The sequence below is a fragment of the Blastococcus sp. VKM Ac-2987 genome (assembly GCF_026967805.1).
Classification (GTDB): domain Bacteria; phylum Actinomycetota; class Actinomycetes; order Mycobacteriales; family Geodermatophilaceae; genus Blastococcus.
This window is the reverse complement of record NZ_JAPVBG010000001.1, coordinates 1,524,997-1,537,554: the sequence shown is the minus strand read 5'-3', so window position 1 is coordinate 1,537,554 and position 12,558 is coordinate 1,524,997. Positions and strand designations below refer to the sequence as shown.

The window sequence follows — 12,558 nt, the reverse complement described above, 5'->3', positions numbered from 1 at the left end:
AGCCGCCGGCCTCCCGAGAGAGACCGGCGGCCCGCCGGATGTGCTGCCCTCCGCGACCCCGAGGGGGCGGGGGAGGGGTGCCCCGTCAGGAGCCCGGGCGATCAGTCGACGACCGACTCCTCGTCCGGGATGGCGTTGGCCGGCGGGGTCGCCGCCTCGCCGTCGTACTCCTCGATCGGGGCGTCACCGATGTCGGTGATGCGCACCGGCTGCACCTCCTCGGAGCCGTTGCCCACGATGCGCTCGATGGTCATGCCGCCGGTACCCATGTGGCTGTCCTCGGAGTAGCGGAACGGCGCGAACACCGGACCCTCCCACTCGCCGCCGGCGGTCTCGACGGCCTCGACCAGGCCCTCGCGGGTCGGGTTCTGGCCGGCCGCCTGCAGCGCCTGCGTCATGGTGTAGGCCTGCGCCATGCCGTAGACGCGGTAGTTGGTGAGGTCGCCCTCGCCACCGCACTCGTCCCAGATGCGCTGGAACTCGGTGATCCACGGGTTGTCGGTCATGTCGACCGTCGGCAGGTAGCCGGTGGTCAGCGCGCCGTCCAGCAGGGCGGCGTCACTGACCTGGCCCTCGCTGAAGCGGTTCAGCAGACCGCCGACCAGCGTCGGGTCCGAACCCACGTTGGAGTAGAACCACTGCGGGTCGTAGCCGAGCTGCAGCGCGGTCAGCTGCGACAGCGCGGTGTAGCTGGGCACGTTGAAGCCGACGACGAAGTCGGCGCCGGCCGCCTGCAGCGCCGCGATCTGCGGGCCGACGTTGGTGTTGCCCGGCGTGTACCGCTCGGCCGCGACGATCTGGTCGTCGATGTACTGGCGGATGCCGGCCTCGCCGTCCTCGCCGAAGTCGTCGTCCTGGAGGAAGAGCCCGACCTGCGCGTCGGGGAAGTTCTCGGCGATGTACTCGCCGATGATCTTGCCCTCGCTCTCGTAGTCGGTCTGCCACCCGAACGACATCGGGTACTGCTCCGGGTCCTCGCCCCAGAGCAGCGAGCCCGAGGAGACGAACAGGTCGGGGACGCCCTCGTCGTTGAGGAAGTCGACCACCGCGCTGTGGGTCGGCGTACCGAGGCCGCTCATCATCGCGAAGATCTCGTCCTCGAGGACGAGCTCGTTGGTGACCTGGCTGGTCTGGGTGGGGTTGTAGGCGTCGTCCCGGAAGATGAACTCGATGTCGCGCCCGTAGACCCCGCCCTCCTGGTTCAGGCAGTCGAAGTAGGCCTGCACGCCGGTGGGGATCTCGCTGTAGCCGGGCGCGGCCACACCGGTCAGGGGGTAGTGCGCGCCGAGCGTGATGGTGTCCTCGGTGACGCCGATGTCGGAGGCCTCGTTCTCGCCTCCACCACCGCCGCTGCTGGTGCCGCCACCGCTGTCATCGCTGCCGCCGCAGGCGGCGACGGTGGAGGCGACGGTGGCCGCGGCGATGGCGGTCATGAGTCGACGGGAGGATCTGGACAACGGTTCTCCTCTGGTGCGGCCCGGGCATCGGTGCCCGGGAGTATGGGTGGGGTGGAGCGGCCGGAAGCGGCGGGTCGAAGGGGTCGCCCTCACCCCCTGCTGCTCGCGCCGTCGGCGCCGGCCTGAGCCATCGCCCGCTTGGCCTTGCGGGTCATCCAGCGGAGGCGGATGGTCCCCACGAAGCCGGCCGGGACGAAGATCATCACCACGATGAGCACGACGCCGTAGACGAACGGCGCCAGCTGGGCGGCCTCGGTCTGGCTGAGCCCGAAGTCGCCGCCGAGGTTGGTGACGAACGGCGGGAGGAAGACCAGCAGCGCCGAACCGAGCAGGGCGCCGGTCAGGCTGCCCAGCCCGCCGATGACGATCGCGGTGAGCAGTGCCAGCGACAGCACGATGGTGAAGCCGCTGGGCGCGGCGAGGCGGACCACGATGGCCAGCACGCCACCGGCCAGCCCGGCCGCAGCGGCGCTGACGACGAACGCAAGCACCCGCCAGGCCCCGAGGTTGATGCCGGCCAGCTCGGCGGCGACCTCCTGGTCGCGCACCGCCCGCCAGGTCCGCCCGATCCGGCTGCGGACCAGGTTGGCCAGGAAGAAGTAGGTGATCAGCAGGCAGATCGCACCGACGTAGGCCAGCCACTTGGTGCTCGAGGCGTTGTTGCCCGACACCGCGGAGATGAAGCCGTCGAACCACTCCGGAGCCTGCGGGGCGCGCACCCGCATGCCCTGCTCGCCGCCGAAGATGTCGTGGAAGTAGATCGCCAGACCGGGCAGACCCACGGCCAGGGCCAGCGTCGCACCGGCCAGGTAGGGGCCGTGCAGGCGGGCGGCGGCCACCCCGACGAGGGCACCGATCGCCGTGGCCACCACGATGGCGGCCAGCAGGATGACCGGCAGCGGGAGCGGCTCCTCGGCATCGAGGAGCAGCGCCGTGGTGTAGGCGCCGGCCGCCATGAGCGCCCCGTGGCCGAGCGAGATCTGGCCGTTCATGCCGGTGAGCACGGTCAGGCCGCCGGCGGCGATGGCGTAGTAGGTGAGGGTCGCCAGCTGCGAGTTCTGGAACGGACTGGTCAGCTCGAGGATCGCCACGGCGAGCACGGCGCACACGACCAGCACCAGCAGGTGGCGCAGCAGCGTGGACTGCGGGAGGAAGGAGCGGCCGGTCGTCGCCGGAGCCGAGGGCGCGTCGCCCCCGGCGGTGGCCTTGACCGGGGCATCGTCGCTGGCCTTGCCGGCGGTGCCGGTGGACGCGGGGCTCTGCAGGTCGCTCATGGTCATGCCCTCCGAGCCGTGGTGCTGCTGAACAGGCCGCCGGGCCGCACCAGCAGCACGACGATGAGGATCACCAGGGCCGAGATGTTGACCAGCGCGCTGCCGCGCGGCGCGTAGCCGCTCACGTAGCTCAGCGCCAGGCCCAGGATCAGCCCACCGACGATCGCGCCGACCGGCGAGTCGAGCCCGCCGATGATCGCGGCGACGAAGCCGAACACGATCAGCGCGTCCATGTAGGCCGGCCAGACGAACGTGCCACCGGCGATGAGCAGGCCCGCCAGCGAACCGACGACGGCGGCCAGCCCCCAGCCGAGGGTGAGCATGCTGCCCACCTTGACGCCGAGCAGCCGGGCGACCTCCTGGCTGAACGCCGAGGCGCGCATGGCCAGGCCGATCCGGGTGAACCGGAACAGGGCGACCAGGAGCGCCATCGTCAGCAGCACCGAGCCGATGATGTAGAGGCTGGTGGGGGTCAGCGGGATCGTCGTGTCGCCGACCTCGAAGCCCCGGACGCCGAACGGGGTCGGGAACGACTGGAACGACGAGCCGAAGATGATGGCGATGGCCGCCTGGATCGCGACGAAGAGGCCGAGGGTCACGATCACGGCGTTGAGCTCGGGGCCGCCCTCGACCGGGCGGATGATCACCCGCTCGACGATCGCGCCCAGGAGGAAGCCGGAGAGCAGGGCGACGATCAGCGCCACCCAGTAGGACTGGCCGGCCTGGATCAGCGCGAGGGCGATGAACGTGGTGGCCGCGGCCATCGAGCCCTGGGCGAAGTTGACGATGCGGGTCGATCGCCAGATGAGCACCAGGGCCAGGGCGAAGGCCGAGTAGATCATGCCCTGGGTCAACCCGGTGAGGGTCACGTTGACGAAGTAGTCCACGGAGGAGGAAGCCTTCCTGGCAGTGCGGGGAGGGTCAGAAACCGAGGTAGGCGTGCCGGAGGTCCTCGTCGGCCATCAGGGTGCGGGCGGAGTCGGTGACCACCACCCGGCCGAGGTTGAGGACGACGCCGACATCGGCGACCGACAGGGCGCTGCGGGCGTTCTGCTCGACCAGCAGCACCGAGAGGTTCTCCGAGTCGACCAGCTTGCGGAGCAGCCCGAAGATCTGCGCGACGATGCGCGGGGCCAGGCCCAGGGACGGCTCGTCGAGCAGCAGGACGCGCGGCTTGGCCAGCAGCGCCCGGCCGATGACGAGCATCTGCCGTTCACCGCCGGACAGCGTGTGCGCGGCGTTGTTCTTGCGCTCGGCGATGCGCGGGAAGAGGTCGTAGACCCGGTCGTACTCCTCGTTGCCGACCTTGCCGCGGAACAGCGCGCCGACCCGCAGGTTCTCCTCGACGGTCAGCTCGGAGATCACGCCGCGCCCCTCGGGGACGTGCGCCATGCCCTTGCCGACCATGGCCTCGACCGGCGCCTTGGTGATGTCCTCGCCGTCGAGGACCACGCGGCCGGAGACCGGGCGCACCAGGCCGCTGACGGTGCGCAGCAGCGTCGTCTTGCCGGCGCCGTTCGCACCGAGGACGGCGGTGATCCGCCCGGCCTCGGCCGAGAGGGAGACGCCGTCGAGGGCGCGGACCGGCCCGTAGGTGGAGGTGAGGTTCTCCACCTCCAGCAGGCGGGTGGTGGTGGCGGTGCCGCCGGCCGCGGTGCCGCCGGTGGCGGACACCGCCGTGCTGCCGTGGGTCTCAGGCATGGTTGCGTCCTCCGTCGGCGTGGGTCAGCTCGTCGGCGTCTCCCGGCTCGACGGCGTCGCCGAGGTAGGCCTCGGTGACGGCCGGGTCGGCCTGGACCTCCGCCGGGGTGCCGGCGGCGATCTGCTTGCCGGAGTCGAGCACGGTGATCCGGTCGCAGACCCGCATGACCAGGTCCATGTGGTGCTCGACGAGCAGCACGCTCATCCGGCCGACGACCGAGCGGATCAGCTCGCCCAGCTCGTTCATCTCGTCCTCGGACAGACCGCTGGCGGGCTCGTCGAGCAGCAGCAGCTCCGGCTCGGACACCAGCGCCCGCGCCAGCGCGACCCGCTTCTGCACCGGGTAGGGCAGCGAGCCGGGGTAGCGCCCGGCGTACCGCTCGGCGTTCAGCTCGGTCAGCGCCCGCATCGCCCGCTCGCGCAGCAGCCGCTCGTCCTTGTCGGACGTGGGCAGTGCCACCAGCGCCGAGAAGAAGCCGGCCCGGGCGTGCCGGTGCGCGCCCACCATGACGTTCTCCAGCACGGTCATGCCGGGGAACAGGCCCACTCCCTGCAGGGTGCGGGCGATGCCCAGGGAGGTGAGCTTGCTGGGCTGCAGCCGGCGCATCTCCTCCCCGCGCCAGACGATCCGGCCGGACGTCGGGCGGACCAGGCCGCAGGCGACGTTGAACAGGGTCGTCTTGCCGGCCCCGTTGGGGCCGATCAGTCCGTGCACCTGGCCAGGCTCGACGGTCACCGACACGTCGGTGAGGGCCAGCACGCCGCCGAAGGCGACGTTGATCCCGGTCATCTCGAGCCGGGCCGTGGGCGGTGATTCTTGCGTTCGCTGGCTGCCGGTCGGCTGCGCCAAGGGGCCCACTGCTCCTCTGCATCGGCGAGGTCACCACCCCGGAGGGGGACGGTGACGGTCGGTCGCGAGTACGTCCCGCTGAGAGTGCACGGCCGTGTCGGCGGTCACAATGGGCGCACCGCACAGCGATCGCGAGATCGGGTTGTGCTGTGTGTCCCGCGTCTCGCGCGGCGGGAAGGAGGGTGTACGCGACCTCCGGGACCCGGGTGGGGACGGGTGGGACGGAGGCCGGTGAGGGCTCGCCGACGGCCGCCGGGTCACGGGGGCCGGCGTCGATTGGGTCACGACCGTGCTGGGCCGACCCTCCTCTCCTGTGTTCGCACTCACAATGGGCTGACCGCACAGTCATCCACGTCCCGTGTTGTGCTGTCAGCGGCGGCGTCAGGAGGAGGTGATCGCGTGCAGCCCTTCCGTCCGGAGGTGGCGACCAGGCTCGGGCAGCTGGCGCCGCGGCTGATGGACCAGCTCGACGCGATGACCGACCGCATGGTCGACGTCCTGGCCCGCACGGAGCCGGCCTACCGGGAGCTGGTCGAGCAGTCCGAGCAGGACGTGCGCACGTCGACGCGGTCGAACCTGGAGGGCGGGCTGCGGTCGCTGATGAGCGCGGCCGCCGGCACGGGCACCCTGCACCTGGCATCGGCCCGGGCGGTGGGCCGCCGGCGGGCGGCCCAGGGCGTCCCGCTGGAGTCGGTGCTGCGCGCCTACCGCCTCGGCGGCCAGGTCACCTGGGAGGCGCTGCTCGCGGTGTCCCGCGACGGCACCGGGCAGCACGACACCCTGCTGCTGGAGGTCGCCGGCTCGGTGTGGCGCAGCAACGACGCGGAGTGCGCCGCGGTCGCCGAGGGCTACCGGGAGGAGCAGCGGCGGCTCGACGGCGTCGACGAGCAGGCCCGGCAGCAGGCGCTCGACGGCCTGCTGGAGGGCCGGGGGAGCGACCCCTCCTTCGTGCGCACCGCCTCGGAGGTCCTGGCCATGCCGCTCGACGGGCGGCTCATGGCGGTCGTGGCGCTGCCCGGTCCCGACGGGGAGCCGGCGCTCGGCGCCCCCGGCGAGGCGCTGCTGAAGCGCGGCGTGCGGTCGGTGTGGGGCGTGCGCGGCGACGCGCAGGTGGGCGTGGTGGTGCTCGCGGCCATCCGCCCCGGTGATCTGCTGACCCTGCTGCGCGGGGCCGCGAAGGGTCCGGTCGGGGTCTCCGACGTCGTGGTGGGTGCCGCGGCGGCCGGTGCGGCCTACCGGCTGGCCGAGACGGCGGTGCGCACCCTGCCGGCCGGGGCGAGCCGCGTGGTCAGCATCGACGACCGGCTGCCCGAGGCGCTGCTGAGCAACTCGCCCGAGATCAGCTCCCGCCTGGTGGGCCAGTCCCTCGGCGGGCTGCTCGAGCTGCCGGAGGACGAGCGCGACGTGCTGCTGGACACGCTGGCCGCGTTCCTGGCCACCGACGGGTCACCGACCCGCGCCGCCGACGCCCTGTACTGCCACCGGAACACGGTCATGCACCGGCTGCGGCGGATCGAGTCGGTGACCGGCCGGAAGGTGACCGACCCCCGCTCCCGGCTGCTCTGGCAGCTGGCCCTGCTGGGCACCGAGCACGGGGAGCCGGCCCGGCGCTCGGCCTAGTGACCGTTCGTGGGCGGGCCCGTCCAGCGGCTCGCCGTGAGCGTGCGAGCGGTGAGGAGGACCGGGTCCTCCGACTACTGGAGGTAGTTCTCCACCTGCTGCTCCGGACGCACCTCGGCCTCGTCCGGGTCCTCGGCGTACTGGCGCTTCGCCCGGCGCTGCCGCAGCAGGTCCCAGCACTGGTCGAGGTCGGCCTCGAGCCTGCTCATGCGGGCCCGCGTCTCGTCGGTGTGCTCGCTGCTGTCGCGCAGCGCGTGCTCCTCGTCCACCAGGGCGTGGATGCGCTGCAGAAGGTCGTTCTCGTCCATGCCCAGGTCCGTGCCCGGGGACGCGGGCGCGAAACCGGGACGGGAGTCAACCCTGGCCCGGCACCCAGCCCTCGACGAAGGCGGCCAGCCGGCGGTGCACCGCCCCGCCGGCGCGGCCGAGGGCGAGCAGGGCAGCGCGCTCCAGCGGCACCCGGACGGTGCGCCGGCCGGGCGTGCGGGTGGCGACGGCGTGGCCTGCGGTGACGAGCTCCGGCCAGGGGCGGGACAGCTGGGCGAGGACCCGGTCCAGCGCGGCGGCGGCCGGTTCCGCGTTGCCCTCGACCATCGCGGTCACGAAGCCGGGGTCGCTGCCGATCACCCGGGTGCCGTCCCGGAAGCTCCCGGCTGCCAGCGCGAGGGCCAGCGGACCGGCGTCGGCGGCCGCGGCGGCGAGCGCGGCGGCCAGCAGGTGCGGGACGTGGCTGATCGCGGCGACGGCGTCGTCGTGCTCGGCGGCGGTCACCGGCACCACCTCCGCGCCCACCGCGAGCGCTACCTCGGCGACGCGCAGCCACCGCGGCAGCTCCGTGTCCGGCTCCAGGCACAGCGCCCAGCGGGCGCCGGTGAACAGCGCGGGGTCGGTGGCCCCGTGGCCGGACCGCTCGGTGCCGCACATGGGGTGCCCGCCGACGAAGCGCCGTCCCAGGGTGCGGCCGACGGCGTCGAGCACCGGCACCTTCACCGAGCCCAGGTCGGTCACCGTCGCGTCGGGGTCGACGGCCAGCCCGTCGAGGGCGGTCGCCATCGCCGGCAGGGGCACGGCGAGGACGACGACGCCGGAGAGCTCCCGGGTGATGCGGACCCCCCGTGCGGCCGCCGCCTCGCGGGCGGCCGGGTCGACGTCCCAGCCGGACACCGGGCGACCGGCGGCCGCCAGCGCGGCGGCCAGCGAGCCGCCCAGCTGGCCCAGCCCCACCACGCCGACCGGGGGAGCGGGCATGGTCGGGACCGGGAAGGACGGGCCCCCGCCGGTGGGTGTGCCCCCAGGACGTGCGGCGTCGGCCATGATCAGAGGCTATGACGCCGACCCGCCCGCCTCTGCCGCCCCACGCGCCATGACGCCCCGTTCCTTCCTGCTCACCCCGGAGCTCGCGGAGTACGTCCGTGCCTCCTCGGACCCGGTCGACCCGGTGATGGCCGACCTGATCCGGGAGACGGCGGAGATGGCCGCGCGGGGCGAGGTCCCGGGCACGATGCAGATCGCCCCCGAGCAGGGTGTGCTGATGCGGCTGCTCACCACGGCGGTGGGTGCCCGCACGGCGATCGAGATCGGCACCTTCACCGGGTTCTCCGCCCTCTGCATCGCGCAGGGTCTGCCGGAGGACGGCTCGCTGCTGTGCCTGGACCGCAGCGAGGAGTGGACGGCGGTCGCCCGGCGGCACTGGGAGCGGGCGGGGGTGGCCGGGCGGATCGAGCTGCGCATCGGCGACGCGCTGCCCTCCCTCCGGGCGCTGCCGGCGGAGGAAGCCTTCGACCTGGCGTTCGTGGACGCGGACAAGACCGGTTACGCCGCCTACGTCGCGGAGCTGCACCCCCGGGTCCGGCGCGGCGGGGTGGTGCTCCTGGACAACACGCTGCGGTCGGGGCGCGTGCTCGATCCGCAGGACGAGTCCGACCGGGCGCTGGCCGAGCTCAACGCCGCCCTGGCCGCCGATCCGCGGTGGGAGACGGCGCTGCTGCCGCTCGCCGACGGCCTGACCCTGCTGCGCAAGCGATGAGCGAGGTCGCTGCGGCGGGACCGGCGAGCTACGCGGTGCGGGTGGCCCGCGTCGACTCAGGCTGGAAGGTCGAGCTGCTCGCGGCCGACGCCGGTGACGAGCTCCCGGTGCTCGAGCGGGCCCTGGGCGAGCCCGGCGCCGGGGGATGGCCGCCGCCGATCGTGCTCGTCGTCGACTCACGGCTGTACTTCGTGGCGCTGCGGCACGGCCCCGGGGGCATGGTGCGGGCGCTGATCTCGGACGCGACCATGCTCGAGTGGGTGCTCGCCGCCGAGGTGGTGGAACGCTACGGGATCGGCGTCGACACCGAGGGCGCCTTCGACGACGACGAGACCGGCTGGCCCGGCGGCGACCTGGACCTGTTCGCCGACGACGGGTTGCCGGCAGAGGAGCTGAGACCGATCGTGACCGCTGACGACCTGTGGGCCGACGAGATGGTGGCCCGGATCGCCACCCGGCTGGGCTTCGCCGACGAGCTGGCCGCGGCGGTGGCCCCGTGACGGTCACGGCGGTCATCTTCGACCTGGGCGGCGTGCTCACCGAGAGCCCGATGCACGCCTTCGCCGCCTACGAGCGGGAGGCCGGGCTGCCCGAGGGGCTGATCAGGCAGCTGAACTCGACCGATCCGGACACCAACGCCTGGGCGCGGTACGAGCGCAACGAGCTGGACGTCGCCGGGTTCTCCGCCGCGTTCGAGGCCGAGGCCGCCGCGCTGGGGCACCGGATCGACGCCTCCCGCGTGCTGGCCGCCCTGCAGGGGGAGCTGCGCCCGGCGATGGTCTACGCGGTGCGCCGGCTGCGCGCGGCGGGGTTCCCCGTGGGGCTGCTGTCGAACAACGTGGCGCCGATGGAGCGGACCGGCCGGCTGGGCGACCTGCTCGGCCTGTTCGACGCGATCGTCGAGTCCTCGACCGAGGGCGTGCGGAAGCCGGAGCCGGAGATCTACCGGCGGGCGCTGGACCGGCTGTCCGAGGCGGTCGGCCACCGTGTCGAGGCGGCCGACTCCGCCTACCTCGACGACCTCGGCATCAACCTCAAGCCGGCCCGGGCGCTGGGGTTCTCGACCATCAAGGTGGTGGAGCCCGGGGCGGCGCTGGCGGAGCTGTCCGAGCTGGTCGGCTTCCCGCTGGACGGGACGGCTTGAGCCGGCCCAGGGGACGGTTCCCGGGACAGTCCGTCTCTGCCCACCTGCGCTGGGCAGAGACGGACCGTCGACAGGAGACCCCGTGAGCCCGGATCTCCACGCGGTGATGGGGCGCGCGCTGGAGCTGGCGGCTGTCGCGGAGGAGTGGGGCGACACCCCGATCGGCGCTGTCGTCCTGGGGCCCGACGGCGCGGTGCTGGCCGAGGCCGCCAACGAGCGGGAGAAGCGCGGCGACCCCACTGCGCACGCCGAGGTGCTCGCCCTGCGCGCCGCGGCGGCGGTGCACGGGGACGGCTGGCGGCTGGGCGGCTGCACGCTGGTGGTCACGCTGGAGCCGTGCACGATGTGCGCCGGCGCGAGCGTGCTGGCGCGGGTCGACCGGGTGGTCTACGGCGCCGACGACCCGAAGGCGGGGGCGGCGGGCTCGCTGTGGGACGTGGTCCGCGACCGGCGCCTCAACCACCGTCCCGAGGTCACCGGCGGTGTCCGGGCCGAGGAGTGCGGCGCGCTGCTACGCGCCTTCTTCCGCGGTCAGCGGGGCCTGTAGTCTCTTCGGCGGTGGCGTGTCCGAGCGGCCGAAGGAGCACGCCTCGAAAGCGTGTGAGGTGCAAGCCTCCGTGGGTTCAAATCCCACCGCCACCGCCAGCAGTCCGACGGCGGCGTCCGCGCGGGTCCCCCGACCCGGTGGGCGCCGCCGTCGTCGTTGCGGCGGGTCCCTCAGGCGGGGAAGTCGCTGTCCAGGATCAGCTGCCCGTCCCGGACCAGGAACGTGAACACGTGCGGCCCGGTCTCCCGGCGGCCGTCGGCATAGCGCAGCTCCATCGTGGCGGTCGCCGTGGTCTGCCCGTCGGTCGCGCGGACGTCGTCGAGGCGCACGTCCTCGAACTGGCCCCAGTACCGGATGTAGCCGTCACGGCTGATGTTGGCGCGCAGCGTCGGGCCGGTGAGCTCCCACGAGCGGGCCGGGTCCTGGATCACCAGCTGGTGGTAGTCCCGCACGAAGTCGCGGATGTTCTGCTCGGACAGCGGGTCGCCGCGGTCCTCGTCGCCGTCGGCGTCCCCGTCGCCGTTGCCTTCCCCGTCGCCGTTGCCTTCCCCGTCGCCGTTGCCTCCTCCGTCGCCTTCGCCCTCCCCGTCCTCGTCGTCCCCGCCGTCCTCGTCCGGCGGGGGGGCGACGGGCGCCGGGGGCTCCTCCTGCACCGGCTCCGTGGGCGCCGGCTCCTCGCTGGAGGCGGGGGCCTCGGAGGTAGCCGACGTGGGTGACGCCGCCGTGTCGTCGGGATCCTGGCCGCTGGAGGTGCCCAGCCACACCCCCAGCACACCGAGGAGCGCGACGGCGGCGACGCCCACGGCCGCCCACGCCCCCCGGCGCCGTCCGCGGCGGCCGCCGGGTGCCGGTGCGGGAGCAGGTGCGGGTGCGGCGGTTGCCCGGGCCGGGGGCCCCGGGGGTGCCGGGGTGCGCGTGGCGGGGGGAGCGGGCGTGCGCGCGTCCGGGGGGGCGGGGGCAGGCTCTCCGGCGGCGTCCGGAGGGGTCGCGGCCGGCCCGGTGGCGAACACCGCCGTGCCGGCGGGGCCGGCGGAGGGACGCAGGTCGGTGCGAGCCAGCAGCACCGTCGTCGTGTCGCCGTCCCGGCCGGCGGCCAGCCGGGCCAGCTCGTCGCGCACCCGGGTCATGGGTGGCCGCGCGGCGGGGTCTCCGGCGAGCATCCGCAGCAGCGGCTCGGTCAGCTCCCCGGCGCGGTGCGGGGGAGTGATCTGCCCGGCCGCGACCCGGTGCAGCATGCCGAGCGCGTTGTCCTCCATGCCGAACGGCGGCACGCCCTCCAGGCAGGTGTAGAGCGTGGCCCCGAGCGAGAAGACGTCGCTGGCCTCGGTCATCTCGTGGCCCTGGGCCACCTCCGGAGCCAGGAACGCCGGGGTGCCGGTGATCTGGCCGGTCTGGGTGAGGGTGACGTCGCCGCGGGCGTGCGAGATGCCGAAGTCGGTGATCTTGACCAGGCCGGCGACGCGGCCGCCCTGCCCGATCAGGACGTTGGCCGGCTTCACGTCCCGGTGGACGATCCCGGCCGCGTGCGTGGCGGCGAGCGCGTCGGCGACCTGCGCGCCGATCTGCGCCACCTGGTCGACACGCAGCACGCCGTCGGCGCTGAGGACCTCCGCGAGGCTGCGGGAGGGGAGGTACTCCATCACCAGCCAGGGCGCCCCGCCCTCGAGGGCCACGTCGTAGACGGAGATCGCGTGCGGGTGGCTGAGCCGGGCGGCGATCCTGCCCTCGCGCAGCGCACGCTGGCGCTGCTCGTCGATCTGCTGCTCGTCGGCTCCCAGCGGCGAGAGCACCTGCTTGACCGCGACCGGCCTGCCCAGCAGCTCGTCCCGCGCCAGCCAGACGGTGCCCATCCCGCCGACGCCGATCTGGGACTCCAGCCGGTAGCGGCCGGCGATGAGCCGGCCGGGCCCGGTGGCGGGAGGGGTCATCGACGGGCGCA

Annotated in this window: 13 protein-coding genes and 1 tRNA gene; 6 read left to right on the top strand and 8 right to left on the bottom strand. The window is 73.9% G+C overall.

Going from position 1 to position 12,558, the window contains the following annotated elements:
* Positions 1-101: 101 nt before the first annotated feature.
* The 5 genes from O2W17_RS07660 to O2W17_RS07640 all read right to left on the bottom strand — a co-directional run bounded on the left by O2W17_RS07660 (position 102) and on the right by O2W17_RS07640 (position 5,222).
* The gene (locus O2W17_RS07660) at positions 102-1,433 is read right to left on the bottom strand and encodes an ABC transporter substrate-binding protein (RefSeq protein ID WP_269191804.1); all 1,332 of its coding nucleotides are present in this window, start codon (positions 1,431-1,433) and stop codon (positions 102-104) included.
* A gap of 113 nt (positions 1,434-1,546) precedes the next feature.
* On the bottom strand, positions 1,547-2,731 hold the full coding sequence (locus O2W17_RS07655; protein ID WP_269191803.1) for a branched-chain amino acid ABC transporter permease: 1,185 nt from the start codon (positions 2,729-2,731) through the stop codon (positions 1,547-1,549).
* A 2-nt stretch (positions 2,732-2,733) separates the two neighbouring features.
* On the bottom strand, positions 2,734-3,618 hold the full coding sequence (locus O2W17_RS07650; protein ID WP_269191802.1) for a branched-chain amino acid ABC transporter permease: 885 nt from the start codon (positions 3,616-3,618) through the stop codon (positions 2,734-2,736).
* Positions 3,619-3,652: 34 nt separating this feature from the next.
* On the bottom strand, positions 3,653-4,432 hold the full coding sequence (locus O2W17_RS07645) for an ABC transporter ATP-binding protein (protein WP_269191801.1): 780 nt from the start codon (positions 4,430-4,432) through the stop codon (positions 3,653-3,655).
* Positions 4,425-5,222 carry an ABC transporter ATP-binding protein gene (locus O2W17_RS07640; RefSeq protein ID WP_269191800.1) on the bottom strand — a complete coding sequence of 266 codons (798 nt, stop codon included), beginning with the start codon at positions 5,220-5,222 and terminating at the stop codon, positions 4,425-4,427. The genes O2W17_RS07645 and O2W17_RS07640 overlap by 8 nt, the downstream gene beginning before the upstream one ends.
* 459 nt (positions 5,223-5,681) lie before the next feature.
* On the opposite strand from O2W17_RS07640, the gene O2W17_RS07635 reads away from it, so the two are divergent.
* The gene (locus O2W17_RS07635) at positions 5,682-6,902 is read left to right on the top strand and encodes a PucR family transcriptional regulator (protein ID WP_269191799.1); all 1,221 of its coding nucleotides are present in this window, start codon (positions 5,682-5,684) and stop codon (positions 6,900-6,902) included.
* A gap of 74 nt (positions 6,903-6,976) precedes the next feature.
* Here O2W17_RS07635 and O2W17_RS07630 read toward each other — a convergent pair whose 3' ends face one another.
* Together O2W17_RS07630 and O2W17_RS07625 are read right to left on the bottom strand one after the other, a co-directional pair.
* Complete coding sequence (locus O2W17_RS07630) at positions 6,977-7,210, bottom strand: DUF2630 family protein (protein ID WP_269191798.1); 234 nt, start codon at positions 7,208-7,210, stop codon at positions 6,977-6,979.
* A 46-nt stretch (positions 7,211-7,256) separates the two neighbouring features.
* Positions 7,257-8,150 (bottom strand): prephenate dehydrogenase, encoded by an 894-nt coding sequence (locus O2W17_RS07625; RefSeq protein ID WP_269191797.1) that lies wholly within the window; start codon positions 8,148-8,150, stop codon positions 7,257-7,259.
* Positions 8,151-8,265: 115 nt separating this feature from the next.
* On the opposite strand from O2W17_RS07625, the gene O2W17_RS07620 reads away from it, so the two are divergent.
* From O2W17_RS07620 to O2W17_RS07600, 5 genes are all read left to right on the top strand, one after another.
* A complete protein-coding gene (locus O2W17_RS07620; RefSeq protein ID WP_269191796.1) occupies positions 8,266-8,928 on the top strand; it encodes an O-methyltransferase in 663 nt (220 codons plus the stop codon).
* Positions 8,925-9,428 (top strand): tRNA adenosine deaminase-associated protein, encoded by a 504-nt coding sequence (locus O2W17_RS07615; RefSeq protein ID WP_269191795.1) that lies wholly within the window; start codon positions 8,925-8,927, stop codon positions 9,426-9,428. Before O2W17_RS07620 ends, O2W17_RS07615 begins: the two co-directional genes overlap by 4 nt.
* Entirely contained in the window at positions 9,425-10,072 is a 648-nt protein-coding gene (locus tag O2W17_RS07610) for an HAD family hydrolase (RefSeq protein ID WP_269191794.1), read from the top strand. The genes O2W17_RS07615 and O2W17_RS07610 overlap by 4 nt, the downstream gene beginning before the upstream one ends.
* Before the next feature lie 82 nt (positions 10,073-10,154).
* On the top strand, positions 10,155-10,619 hold the full coding sequence (locus tag O2W17_RS07605; RefSeq protein WP_269191793.1) for a nucleoside deaminase: 465 nt from the start codon (positions 10,155-10,157) through the stop codon (positions 10,617-10,619).
* 10 nt (positions 10,620-10,629) lie between these two features.
* Positions 10,630-10,717: transfer RNA gene (locus O2W17_RS07600), tRNA-Ser, on the top strand.
* A gap of 72 nt (positions 10,718-10,789) precedes the next feature.
* Here O2W17_RS07600 and O2W17_RS07595 read toward each other — a convergent pair.
* Positions 10,790-12,547, bottom strand: coding sequence for a serine/threonine-protein kinase (locus tag O2W17_RS07595; protein WP_269191792.1), 1,758 nt, complete (start codon positions 12,545-12,547; stop codon positions 10,790-10,792).
* Between the last annotated feature and the right edge of the window lie 11 nt (positions 12,548-12,558).

What these genes read in the sequence shown, in the direction of transcription:
- O2W17_RS07660 (WP_269191804.1), bottom strand. Translation starts at nt 1,433, where the DNA reads ATGACCGCCATCGCCGCGGCCACCGTCGCCTCCACCGTCGCCGCCTGC.
- O2W17_RS07655 (WP_269191803.1), bottom strand. Translation starts at nt 2,731, where the DNA reads ATGAGCGACCTGCAGAGCCCCGCGTCCACCGGCACCGCCGGCAAGGCC.
- O2W17_RS07645 (WP_269191801.1), bottom strand. Translation starts at nt 4,432, where the DNA reads ATGCCTGAGACCCACGGCAGCACGGCGGTGTCCGCCACCGGCGGCACC.
- O2W17_RS07640 (WP_269191800.1), bottom strand. Translation starts at nt 5,222, where the DNA reads ATGACCGGGATCAACGTCGCCTTCGGCGGCGTGCTGGCCCTCACCGAC.
- O2W17_RS07630 (WP_269191798.1), bottom strand. Translation starts at nt 7,210, where the DNA reads ATGGACGAGAACGACCTTCTGCAGCGCATCCACGCCCTGGTGGACGAG.
- O2W17_RS07625 (WP_269191797.1), bottom strand. Translation starts at nt 8,150, where the DNA reads ATGCCCGCTCCCCCGGTCGGCGTGGTGGGGCTGGGCCAGCTGGGCGGC.
- O2W17_RS07620 (WP_269191796.1), top strand. Translation starts at nt 8,266, where the DNA reads ATGACGCCCCGTTCCTTCCTGCTCACCCCGGAGCTCGCGGAGTACGTC.
- O2W17_RS07615 (WP_269191795.1), top strand. Translation starts at nt 8,925, where the DNA reads ATGAGCGAGGTCGCTGCGGCGGGACCGGCGAGCTACGCGGTGCGGGTG.
- O2W17_RS07595 (WP_269191792.1), bottom strand. Translation starts at nt 12,547, where the DNA reads ATGACCCCTCCCGCCACCGGGCCCGGCCGGCTCATCGCCGGCCGCTAC.